Here is a 12,006-nt window from a genome sequence, read left to right on the forward strand (position 1 = left end):
GGCGCCATTGCGTCGTGGCGTTAAATGGGCCGGAAAGTGAGCGGCCAAGCATAAAATTTTCAAACTGAGCCACTGCCCATATTTCACCCGGACAGCTGGCGGCACATGGATTTTCGATTTATTTCAACTAAGTGGGGGATCCCGGATGACCGACCACACAAGCTCCTATCGACCCGTCCCCGGCGTGCTGCTGTCCGCCGCGGCGGCGGGGATCCGCTATCAAGGCCGAGACGATCTGGTACTCATGGCATTTCCTGAGGGTGCGCGCTGCGCGGCGGTCTTCACGCGCAATGCCTTTTGTGCCGCCCCTGTCCTGGTGGCAAAGCGCCACCTGGCGGTCGCGTCGCCCCGTTATCTGCTCATCAACTCGGGTAATGCCAACGCGGGTACCGGGGAACAGGGGCTTGCGGACGCCGTAGCCAGCTGCGCCGCGCTCGCCGCTTTGACCGGCTGCCACACCGAAGAGGTGTTGCCCTTTTCCACCGGCGTCATCGGCGAAAACATGCCCCTGGCGAAGCTGGAAGCGGCACTACCCACGGCGCTGGACCGAATGCGTGAGACTGCCTGGCCCGATGCGGCGCGGGCCATCATGACCACCGACACCGTACCCAAGCTGGCCGCTCGTCGCTTTACCGTGGCTGGGCACACCGCGGTAGTCTCGGGTATGGCTAAGGGCGCGGGCATGATCCGCCCGGATATGGCTACCATGCTCGCCTTCCTCGCCACCGACCTGGCGGTGGATCAGGCCCTGTTGCAGGACTGCCTGCGCGACGCGGTGGAGACTTCCTTCAACGCCATCACCGTGGACGGGGATACCTCCACCAACGATGCCTGCGTGCTGGGGGCCGCGGGCACCCTGGGCAACGAGCCGTTGGACGATCCGGGGTCGCCGGATTTTGCGGCCTTTCGTGACGCGGTGGAGGCGGTCTGCCGGGAGCTGGCTACCGCCATCGTGCGCGATGGCGAGGGCGCTACCAAGCTGGTAAGGATACGGGTAGAAGCGGCCCGGAATGCTGCCGAGGCACGCCGCGTAGCCGATACCATCGCCCATTCCCCACTAGTCAAGACGGCCCTGTTCGCTGCCGACCCCAACTGGGGACGCATCCTGGCCGCCGTCGGGCGCGCGGGTGTGGACCGGCTCGACATCGCGGCCGTGCGCATCTGGCTCGGCGATCTGTGCATCGTAAGCCGGGGCGGGCGGGACCCGGATTACACCGAAGCCGCGGGACAGGCGATCATGAAAGAGGAAAAAATCGAGATCAGGGTAGCCCTTGGCCGCGGCGAGGCCGCAACCGAGGTACTTACCTGCGATCTCTCCTACGACTATGTGCGCATCAATGCCGAGTATCGGACTTGAGCTTTGAACCGCAGAGACGCAGAGGCTAGGATCTGTTGACATTTAACCCTAGCCGACGGTTTCTATATATTAAATGGTCACAACATCCGAGCGGTCCGCACAGCGGACCCTACAGTCAATCAAACGGTTCGTGTAGGGTCCGCTGGGCGGACCTTCTAAATGTCAACACGACCTAGTACAAATGCTCTCAACTACCGATAACATCGAGCCGGCGGAATCCCATGGAAAAGTTAGCCGCAAATAAACGCAAATGGCCGCAAATCAACGTCCATTTACGGTAGATCAACCGAACCTGTCATCTCGACCGCAGGGAACTGTCATCTCGAGCGTAGCGAGGGATCTTCAAAACCAACCCACACACAAGTCTTTCCATTGAGGATTCATCCTAATGATGTTGTCTAGGCACAAGATTCGAAATGACAAATTGAAACCGGCAGTCGCCTAGCTGAACCACTTAAAGTTTAACTACTACCAAGTCTTGTAGGTCGGGTTAGGCGCGTCTTGCGATGCGGATGGGCAACCGAGGCTGAACGCGCCGTAACCCGACATTCAAGGTTGACCGTGGCATCTTGAATGATATTAGGCGTAAGATTTATTCGTTTTTTCTTCCACGATGGTGGTTGTTTTTTTTCATCTCTCACAGGCAATATTTCGGTTATTTTTTACCATGTTTCAAAACTTGGATTATTTCTTCCCCTTCCACTGATGAAAAAAGTGCCGATGCGTTTTTTCCGAATTCCGTGAAATTGACTGTTATCATCAGAATTGCCTCATTAAAAATGAACTGTTGAAATTGTACATTGGGCTTGAACGGACACATCCACGTCGCCGCCGCGGCCTTGCATGATCCCCAGGGGCGAGTCCTGATCGCGAAACGCCCGGAGCGGGTCCATCAGGGCGGGCGATGGGAGTTTCCCGGAGGCAAGCTAGAGCCCGGCGAAACACCGGCAGTGGCCTTGGCCCGTGAGCTGAAGGAGGAGCTCGGGATCCGGGTCTTGTCGTCCCGTCCCCTGATCCGAGTCCGCCACGACTACGGCGACCGTCATGTTTTACTCGACGTCCATCGTGTGACCGGCTATGCGGGCGATCCCCATGGTCGAGAGGGCCAGCCGATCGCCTGGGTCCATCCCGATGCCATGGATCCCGCGACATTCCCGGCGGCGGACAGACCCATTATCTCGGCGCTACGTCTGCCCGAGTGCTACCTGATCACCGGCGAAGACCCCCGCGCCCCCGATCGTTTCATGGATCGCCTGGATCGCACACTGGCGCGGGGCATCCGCCTGGTGCAGCTACGGGCCCATAACCTGGGCGATGACGACTATGCCGGCCTGGCCCAGGGCGCATTCCGACTCTGCGCGCGGCATGGTGCTCGTTTGCTGCTCAACCGGGACCCCCACCTGGTCCGTGATCTCCCCTGCCATGGGCTGCACCTGACCGGGTGGCGCCTGGCCGCTCTCGCGCGCAGGCCTCTGGACGACCGGCGCCTGGTAGGGGCATCCTGCCACACCGCCCAAGACTTGGCCCACGCCGCACACCTGGGCCTGGACTATGCCCTGCTCTCGCCGGTCCGGGCGACCCGGAGCCACCCGGACGCCCGACCCCTGGGCTGGACGCGCTTCGCCGCGCTCGTCGAGGGCGCCGGGTTGCCCGTCTATGCCCTCGGTGGCCTGGGGCCCGGCGATCTGGATGTGGCCTTCGCCCACGGTGCCCAAGGCATTGCGGCAATCCGCGGGTTCTGGCGGTATTGAGGGTGAAATCCACACCGAAGATGAGTTTCGGATTAAACATTAACCACTACCCGTTTTTGCACCACAGAGACACGGAGAACACAGAGAAAACACGGAGAAAATTGGTAGTGGTAAATCTTTAAATGGTAGAGGATTAGGTCCTGTTGACAATGAGTAGGATGGGCAAAGCCGGCGCCCGGCCAGCCGGGCTCGCGGCCGCGGTCATTCCACGGCGGTTTGCAAGCCGCGACGGCTGGGGAGGATGTCACCGGCGCGGCGTGCCCATCACCCGCTGATGGGCACGCTTCGCCTACTTGGTCTTCCAACCAAAAGCCGCGGTTCGGAGCGTTCGGCACCGGACCGGAGCCCGCGTGCCAGCCCGAGGGAGCGGCTTCGCTTTGCCCATCCTACGGGCTAGTGCAGATAACAACTGGAAAGAGAACCACGGATGAACACGGATCGACACGGATGGAGACCAATCCGTGTTGATCCGTGTCGATCCGTGGTGCAAGATCGCCAGGATTAGATCGTTTGTTAATTGAGAACACCCCCTAGGCTCCGTCCCTGCGGCTAACCCAACCTGTCCGCAATGGCTGATTCGATGGTTTCGGTACTTCGGCTCCGCTGTACTAACGTTTTCGGGAAGGTTTATACCCCCCCTGGTAGGGTGGGCTCCGCCCGCCGAAAGCGATTGGTTCCTCCCGCATCACCGCAGGTAGCCCCGGCTCAATGATCGGTTTCGGAGTCGAACAAGGAGCCTTGGGCACCCGCCGGTCCGGGCGCCCGGAAGTGTTTGGGGTCCAGCTCCCAGCTCGCATCCTGCCGCAACAGACCAAGGCGTCCGGCGGCCAGCTCGAAGCGCTGCCGCAGCAGCTCGGCAATCGGTCCCGTGCCGGTAAAGCGAGTGCCGAATTGGGCGTCGTTGAGCTTGCCCCCACGACACTGGCGGATCAGGCTCAACACCTTCCCGGCACGTGCGGGGAAATGGACCCGCAACCAGTCCGCGAACAGGTCCTTGAGCTCCAAGGGCAGGCGGATCAGCAGACTGTCGGCGCGAGACGCCCCCGCTTGGGCCGCTGCCTCCAGCACCCGTTCCAAGTCCTGGTCCGTAAGGCCGGGGATCAGGGGAGAGACCAGTACGCCGGTGGATATTCCGGCCTGCGCCAACGCGCGAATCGTCTCCAGCCTGCGCTGCGGTGCTGCCGCGCGCGGCTCGAGGCGCCGGGCGAGACCGGCATCCAGCGTAGCGATGGAGATCTGTACCGCCGCGCACCGGTCCGCGGCCATTGCGCCGAGGAGATCCAGGTCTCGCAGCACTAGGGCGGACTTAGTGGTCACCGCCACCGGATGGCGGCAGGCGTGGAGTACCTCCAGCACCTGCCGGGTAATCAGGAGCCGGCGCTCGATCGGCTGGTACGGGTCCGTGACGGCACCGAGCACGATGGTCGCGGGTCGATAGCCTGGCCTTGCCAGCTCCCGCTCCAGCTGTTCGGCGGCGTCGGGCTTGTAGAAGAGCCGGCGCTCGAAATCCAGCCCCGGCGACAGCCCGAGCCAGGCGTGCGTCGGCCGCGCGTAGCAGTAAATGCAGCCGTGTTCGCAGCCGCGGTAAGGGTTGATGGAACGCTCGAAGGGAACGTCCGGAGATCGATTCCGGCTGATGATGGTACGGCTGGTATCCACCGTAAGCTCGGTACGCAAAGGTTCCGATGCCTCCTGATACCAACCGTCGTCGACCGCCTCGCGGCGATGATCCGCGTAGCGGTTGTCCGGGTTGGAAACGGCGCCGCGGCCTCGTTGTGGTGTAAGACGATGGTGGCTCATGTCGCTTTCCCCCGAACCCTCTGCGATGGCACTATTCCCGCCGGCAAAAAGTGAGATCCGCGCGGGCAGGCAGCAGGTTGGGCGACCCTGGGGTAGATTGCGTTAAGACGCCGGCATCGGCGCCACCGGAGATCAGCGCGCCTGTGGGCATCGTAGCGCAACACGTCCGGTCCCCCAACCAGCTCCAAATCATTCAAGATTGCTTTTAATCAGACAGCTTCTAAGATAACGACACCTCGACAGATACGGAGACTTTAGATGATCTCGAATGCCATGGCGCAAAGACTCAACGGGCAGATCAACAAGGAGTTCTACTCGGCCTACTTCTACATGAGCATGTCCGCCCACAGCGAGAGCGAAAACCTCAAAGGCACTGCCACCTGGTTCATGGCCAAGTACGACGAGGAGATGGCCCACGCCATGAAGATCTACCGTTACCTCCATGACCAGGGGGCCAGGGTCGAGCTCGAGGCGGTGGATAAGCCGCCGACCGACTACGCGGGCGTGCTCGACATGTTCGAGAAGACCCTCGTCCATGAGCAAGCGGTGACTGCATCCTTCAGCGATCTGGTGGAAGCCGCCCTCGCGGAGAAGGACCACGCCACGGGCATCTTTCTGCAGTGGTTCGTCACCGAGCAGATCGAGGAAGAGGCTACGGTGAGCAATATCATCGGTCGGGTCAAGCTGGTGGGCGAACGTGGCGAGGGGTTATTCATGATCGACAACGAGCTCGCGGGGATCGCGAAGCAGATGTCACAAACCTTGGCCACCCAGCCACAATAGGCGCGAACGCCTTCCATGCAGCTGAAAGGCGTGATACCGAAATGGGTAAGAAGGCCGGTAAGTGTTGCAGGAAATATCGGCAGGGAAAGGCCTGTAAGCATTGTCCGAAGAAGATGAGCCACAAAGGCACAAAGGGCGCAAAAAAACTGTGAATGCTCGAACCACGCGGAAAAACCGCGAATCACGCGCATCGACGCGAAAATCGATTCGGCTGTTCAATCCGAGCTTATGGCTTTGTTGGCTGTTAACATCATATAGGCTGCCTGACAACTACCAAAATACGCTGCACTCAACCGCCCCCGTGAGCTATGCGGACTGACCCCTCACGACACCGATGCACCACTGCCATCGGGACAAGATTACCGTCATGCAGAGCCTCTCTCGCGTCGGTCCTCCCCCGATAAGAAGGGGACAAGCAGGGCGTCTTCGGCACGGCGCTCTATCATAGTGGCCGGTCTGCGCCTTGTAGGCCTGCGACCCAAGGGCCTGGAGCCGGTCGATCTGGAGGTCGTGGCCGGCGAACTGGTCTTCCTCTCCGGTCCCTCCGGCTCGGGGAAGAGCCTGCTTCTGCGCGCCATCGCCGACCTGGATCCGCACGCAGGCGAGGTCTTGATCGATGGTGTCCCCCGTGCGGCCATCTCCACCCCTGAGTGGCGCCGCCGGGTCGGGCTGCTCCCGGCCGAATCCCATTGGTGGGGAGACCGGGTCGGCGATCACTTTCGCAATCCCGGTGCCGGGACCGGAGAAAACAACCCCGAGATTATCGGTATCTTGAATCGGCTCGACTTCGGCACCGAAGTGCTGGGCTGGTCCGTCTCCCGACTCTCCACCGGTGAGCGCCAGCGCCTAGCCCTGGCCCGCCTGATCGCCAACCGACCCGAGGCCCTGCTGCTGGATGAGGCCACTGCCAACCTGGATCCACCGAATCGGGACCGGGTAGAGGCCATGGTCCGGGACTATCGGCGGGATCGAGCCGCGGCGGTGCTCTGGGTCGGCCACGACCCGGAGCAGCGCCGGCGCCTGGCCGGACGGGGCCTGGTCATCCGCAACGCACGGCTGGAGCCGGAGCCATGGATCTGATCGCGCTCAGCCCCTGGGATCTCACCTTGGCCGCGGGTCTGGTTCTACTGCTGGCCCTCATGTCCTGGCGCCTGCGCTTAGGGGTGGGGCAGCGGATACTCATCGCCGCCGCCCGCAGCGCGGTGCAGCTCGTCCTCTTGGGGTTGGTGCTCAGCGTCCTGTTCGAGCTGCGAAGCCTGCCCTGGATCGGTGCCCTGACCCTGTTCATGCTGACGGTGGCCGGCTGGGAGGTGATGGCGCGCCAGCAACGACGCTACCGTGGCCCTTGGGGGATGGGCATCGGCACCCTGTCCATGTTCCTCTCCTCCTTCAGCGTCACCCTGCTCGCCCTGCTGCTCGTCATCCGAGTCGAGCCCTGGTATCAGCCCCAGTACCTGATTCCCCTGCTCGGCATGTTACTCGGTAACACCATGAGCGGCATCGCAATCGCCCTGGATAACCTCACCCGCCACGCCTGGGAGGGCCGCGGCCGCATCGAGGCCCGACTGCTGCTCGGCGCGGATTGGGACACCGCCATCGCCGACATCCGCCGCGACGCCCTGCGCTCCGGCCTCATCCCTATCATCAACGCCATGGCCACCGCCGGCATCGTCAGCCTGCCGGGGATGATGACCGGTCAGATCCTTGCCGGCAGTCCACCCATGGAGGCGGCCAAGTACCAGCTACTCATCATGTTCCTGATCTGTGCCGGCACGGGACTGGGGAGCGTCGCGGCGGTCTGGATCGGCTCCCGGCGGCTGTTCGACGAGCGCCAACGCCTGCGGCTGGGCCGATTGCGATGAAATGGGTCGCGGATCGCGGAATCCTTCAGGACAAGATCCCATCGACGCCGGCCTCGGCAAAGCTCGCCGTGATACCGATAACCCTAAGGTTGGAACCGTCGCACCGGATAAAGGTGCTCTTCATCGGTGCTAAAATCGGACCATCGAACGAGATGCCGGAGACTTAAGACCATGGCAATAAAATTTTCCGAAGATATCGTGCCGCTCACGGACCTGAAGGTCCATCCAGGCCAGGTTGTCAAACACGCGGCAGAGGCTCACCGTCCGGTACTCCTGACGAGCCGGGGACGCGGGGTTGCGGTGGTGCAGTCCGTCTCCGACTACGAGCAGGCCGAGGAGGAACGTACCTTTATGCGCGCCGTTGTGGCAGGGCTGGCCGATCTCGAGGCCGGTCGGGAGGTCTCTCTAGCCGAGGCGAAGGCGCGGTTCGGACTCAAGTAGCCGATGTCCGCCATCGGCATCCGCTGCGCGGAATCCGCGATTGCGGACCTCGCAGACATCAAGCGTTGGTATCTCGAACGAGCCGTACCTGAAACCGGGGATCGACTCGTCACGGAGGTTTTCGAGCGGATAGAAGTGCTCCCCGATCATCCCGGCATAGGCCGGATTGTCCCGGAATTCAGACAGAAATCACTGAGGGAGCTGATCCACCCCCCGTTTCGTATCGTCTATCGGCGGGAAGCGAATCAGATACGGATCGTCCGCATTTGGCGTAGTGAGCGGGTGCTTCGTCTGGAGTCTGGAGAGGCCGAGAATGAATGCTAGAGATCGCTGGACATCGAATGTCAGGTGAGAAAATCAAACCGCCTGAAAATTACTTGGATCTGTTGACCAATGCGACGCGGCGACCTTCGCATTGGGTAAACGCCTGCACCCATACCGAGTCTACCTTCCATCAACTTTCACCTTATATCGGTAAGCTGAAAAGCTCCATTGCGAGGGATCTTATTGGTCGCTATAGTCACCCTGGTGACATCGTCATCGATCCTTTTGCAGGAAGTGGAACAATTCCACTGGAAGCCGTTTTACTCGATAGGCGCGTGATTGCCTTCGACGCCAGTCTCTATGCCGTAACCTTGACCAAAGGAAAGCTTGGAGCACCAGCGAGGCTCGACCGGACGCTCTCAATTACGGATGATTTATTGATGGAGGCAGAGCGGAATCCGTTGCCCGATTTACGCCGTGTTCCCAAGTGGGCGAGAACTTTCTTCCATCCACGCACCTTGAAGGAGGCATTTCGATTCGCGCAGGTAGCGAAAGAGGCAAACAGTCTCTTCATTTTGTCGTGTCTCCTTGGAATTTTGCACCATCAACGCCCGGGATTCCTTTCCTATCCCAGCAGTCATCTCGTACCTTACTTGCGTAATAATAAATATCCGCGCGATAAGTACCCTGAATTATATACCTATCGGCCACTCCGGCCGCGCTTGGAAGCGAAAATCGAACGTGCCTTTAGACGTCCCCCTCCGTCGGTGACTCATCGTAAGACGGTTACTTGTGAAAAGTCGCGCGTTCAAGATATCCGGTTGTCAAAACAGATCGACTGTTTGATTACCAGCCCACCGTACATGAATGCGTTGGACTATGGTCGGGATAACCGCCTGAGACTTTGGTTTTTAGGCGAACAACGGCCGCAATCGCTCGATGCAAAGTCAAACGGACGAGAGGAATTCAGAGCAGCGATCAAGGCCGTCGCATATAATGTGGAGAAATGGCTCAGGCCCGGTGGTTATGCATTATTTATAGTGGGTGAACATGATGCCCGCGGAGTAGACAACTACCCCTCCGCCGAGGTAGCGACAATCATGAATACACAGGCGCCCTCGGTCAGTTTGAAAGAGATCATAGCGGACGTGATTCCGGATGTCCGCCGATCGCGGCGTCGGCTCTCGGGAGTAAAGAAAGAACACGTTTTGGTCTACCAGAGGGAAGAATATGCGTGAGTACTTGCCTGACCCTGATCTATTCCTCGGGCAATTCATCCCAGGGTATCCCAATGTGCGGATCATGGACTTGATCAAGAAGGGAAATGATGCCCTTGTCTTTCGCGCCGAGAATAAGAGTACGGGCTATGAGCTGGCCTGTCGCATCGTGCCGCCCGAAAATCTACCCGAGAACGAGGCGGCGAGGCAGGAATGGATTTCGGCGGCGAAAAGGATCTCCAATGAGGTGGGACATTCAGCCGCCGTGCCCTGCCAGGATGACGTGCATTGGGAGGTGCCCGATGATGGAAGGACCTATGTCGCATTCCTGTTTCCATTCATCAAAGGTCGGAATCTCCGGGATTATGTAAAAAATAATAAGAATGAGATCACAATTCCCTTTATCGAGAAGTTCCTGGTGACCATGTTCGAGTTGCTGTATGCAATGCAGCAGCGCGAGATCGAGCATGGGGACCTGCATGCCGGAAATGTGATCGTAGCCGATCCCGCCGAGACCGCCATCGAGCCTGAATATTCCTTCAAGATCATCGACTTTGGTGTCCATCACGTAACCTCATCCGTGGGGGGACAGTCGGATTATCATCGTATCGCAGAAATGCTGAGGCTCCTGTTGGGCGCCATGGATAGGAACGGCCCGGAAATCAGTGCTCAGGATAAATACATCTGGGATATTTTGCGTGATGAGTTCTTAGCCCGTCATCTGATCGAAGACGATCCGTTAATCGACCAATTAGCACGAAACCCGAGAAAACTTTATTCAAAAATACGAGATTTGAGAACGGCTTATCAACGTTATGTTGAAGAGCGGGAACAAACAGGAATGGTTACCCCATTCGATTATCCGAACTGCGAGCAGATGGGAAATCTCCATCTGTTGCTGGACGCACTGTACTCTGACCAGTTTCTGGGATTACCCCAGATTGAAGCACGTACTAACCTGGTACTCACCGGGCCACGGGGTTGCGGCAAGACAACCGTCTTTCGAGCCTTGAGCCTTCAGCACAAACTTAAGGTGGATAAAGATCAGCCGAGCAGCTTGTCTTATATCGGTATTTATTACCGCTGTGACGATCTGTATTTTGCCTTTCCGCGGTTTCGCAGATCCGAGATCCCTGAGGCTATCGACATTCCGATGCACTTCCTTATCGCCAGCCTTGTCAGAGAGACCCTCGTAACTATTCAAGGCTGGGCTCGCAAGCATTTCTCCGAAGACTTTCGGCGGATTGAATCGCAGGCTTGCCGGAGGTTGTGGCAGGCGTTCGATTTGAAGCCTCCCCAAACGCCGGATGCGATGCAGTTTGACTCGCTGATAGCTAGATTACAGAAGGAACGGAGTCGGGCTACTCGGAAGTATCCGGTTCAACATGACCCAAAACAGCGTTTTGGCCGCTATTTTGGTCCTCAATACCTGAAACAAGTATGCCAAGCTCTGAAAGAGGAGTTTGGATTTCTACTTCGGCATCCCTTCTATTTCTTCATTGATGACTATTCGGATCCCAAGATCACGACGGACTTGCAGGAAAATTTGAACCGATTGGTGATGCATCGCGACAGTGATTGCTATTTCAAGGTCTCCACGGAGAGCCCCGTGTCCTTCGTTCCGCGAGACATCGACGGCAAATCCTATGTAGAGGCACGGGAATACGAGCTACTCAATCTTGGGATTCACTACATCACATCTGACGTAGAAAAGATTTTGTCCTTTCTGGATAGTCTGTTCGAACGGCGTTTTCGAGAGGTGCCGGGTTACCCGGTCACCACGCTGGATGAACTAATCGGTGACAAAAAGAGGAACGAGAACGAATTGGCGCGCCAACTTCGGGATCGGGTGCCGAATGATACCTATTCGGGAAGAACAACACTCGCGGCACTCTGCAGCGGTGATATCCACTATATGATTCGATTGGTCGGTTCCATGGTCGCCGAAATCGGTGGAGTAGATGCGTTGAAGTCCCGCAAACAATCACCCAAGATCGATTTTCAAGAGCAACATCGGGTTGTGAAGAAGAATGCCGGTGAATTCCTCAACTCGGTACGCATGCTCCCGGAGGTTGGTCAGCGTTTGGCGGATATTGTTACCGCATTCGGCAATGTCGCACGCTCCTATCTCAAATACAGGACGTCAAAAAACCAAACGGGAAAGCCTCCCTATCAGGCGATACGCATCGAGCCTTACGAGTCTTTTGAACTCCATGACGAAGCCGCTAAGATCCTGAAGGCTCTACTCCGCTATTCGATCTTTTTGGAGGATCCGCGTGGAAAGAGCCGACGGGGTCAGATCGTACCTCGGTATCATCTGCGTCGCTATCTGATTCCGAAACTCAATCTTACCTTGAGTGGGAGAGATTCCATTCCGTTGAAGTCTGGGGAGATTGAACAATTGCTCACTGATCCAAAGAAGTTCGAGGATCAGAAACGTATACGTGGCCCAGAGGATCGGCAACGTATGCACAACCCGGACGAAGAAGGGCATACTAAAGATTTGTTGAGTGACCTTAATTGAGGTGATC

General features: G+C 58.4%; 10 protein-coding genes. 9 read left to right on the forward strand and 1 reads right to left on the reverse strand.

The window, feature by feature from the left end; genetic code table 11:
• Window positions 1–145 precede the first annotated feature (145 nt).
• Window positions 146–1,357, forward strand: coding sequence for a bifunctional glutamate N-acetyltransferase/amino-acid acetyltransferase ArgJ (gene argJ / locus BQ17_RS08395; RefSeq protein ID WP_089726097.1), 1,212 nt, complete (start codon window positions 146–148; stop codon window positions 1,355–1,357).
• Between the two features lie 806 nt (window positions 1,358–2,163).
• On the forward strand, window positions 2,164–3,108 hold the full coding sequence (locus BQ17_RS08400) for a Nudix family hydrolase (RefSeq protein ID WP_089726137.1): 945 nt from the start codon (window positions 2,164–2,166) through the stop codon (window positions 3,106–3,108).
• Between the two features lie 705 nt (window positions 3,109–3,813).
• Here BQ17_RS08400 and BQ17_RS08405 read toward each other — a convergent pair.
• Window positions 3,814–4,908, reverse strand: a complete 1,095-nt coding sequence (locus BQ17_RS08405; RefSeq protein WP_089726099.1) for a PA0069 family radical SAM protein — start codon at window positions 4,906–4,908, stop codon at window positions 3,814–3,816.
• 258 nt (window positions 4,909–5,166) lie between these two features.
• Between BQ17_RS08405 and BQ17_RS08410 the strand changes: the two genes are divergently transcribed.
• The 7 genes from BQ17_RS08410 to BQ17_RS08440 all read left to right on the forward strand — a co-directional run bounded on the left by BQ17_RS08410 (window position 5,167) and on the right by BQ17_RS08440 (window position 11,999).
• A complete protein-coding gene (locus BQ17_RS08410; RefSeq protein WP_089726101.1) occupies window positions 5,167–5,691 on the forward strand; it encodes a ferritin in 525 nt (174 codons plus the stop codon).
• A 447-nt stretch (window positions 5,692–6,138) separates the two neighbouring features.
• Entirely contained in the window at window positions 6,139–6,771 is a 633-nt protein-coding gene (locus BQ17_RS08415; protein ID WP_089726103.1) for an ABC transporter ATP-binding protein, read from the forward strand.
• Complete coding sequence (locus tag BQ17_RS08420) at window positions 6,762–7,553, forward strand: ABC transporter permease (protein WP_089726105.1); 792 nt, start codon at window positions 6,762–6,764, stop codon at window positions 7,551–7,553. The genes BQ17_RS08415 and BQ17_RS08420 overlap by 10 nt, the downstream gene beginning before the upstream one ends.
• A 171-nt stretch (window positions 7,554–7,724) precedes the next feature.
• Window positions 7,725–7,994 (forward strand): type II toxin-antitoxin system Phd/YefM family antitoxin, encoded by a 270-nt coding sequence (locus tag BQ17_RS08425; protein ID WP_089726106.1) that lies wholly within the window; start codon window positions 7,725–7,727, stop codon window positions 7,992–7,994.
• 3 nt (window positions 7,995–7,997) lie between these two features.
• Entirely contained in the window at window positions 7,998–8,318 is a 321-nt protein-coding gene (locus BQ17_RS08430; protein WP_089726108.1) for a type II toxin-antitoxin system RelE/ParE family toxin, read from the forward strand.
• Window positions 8,312–9,496, forward strand: a complete 1,185-nt coding sequence (locus BQ17_RS08435) for a DNA methyltransferase (RefSeq protein ID WP_089726109.1) — start codon at window positions 8,312–8,314, stop codon at window positions 9,494–9,496. The genes BQ17_RS08430 and BQ17_RS08435 overlap by 7 nt, the downstream gene beginning before the upstream one ends.
• Window positions 9,489–11,999 (forward strand): ORC-CDC6 family AAA ATPase, encoded by a 2,511-nt coding sequence (locus tag BQ17_RS08440; protein ID WP_089726110.1) that lies wholly within the window; start codon window positions 9,489–9,491, stop codon window positions 11,997–11,999. The genes BQ17_RS08435 and BQ17_RS08440 overlap by 8 nt, the downstream gene beginning before the upstream one ends.
• The last annotated feature ends 7 nt before the right edge of the window (window positions 12,000–12,006 follow it).

The sequence above is a fragment of the Candidatus Thiosymbion oneisti genome, from assembly GCF_900092655.1.
Lineage (GTDB): Bacteria > Pseudomonadota > Gammaproteobacteria > Chromatiales > Chromatiaceae > Thiosymbion > Thiosymbion oneisti.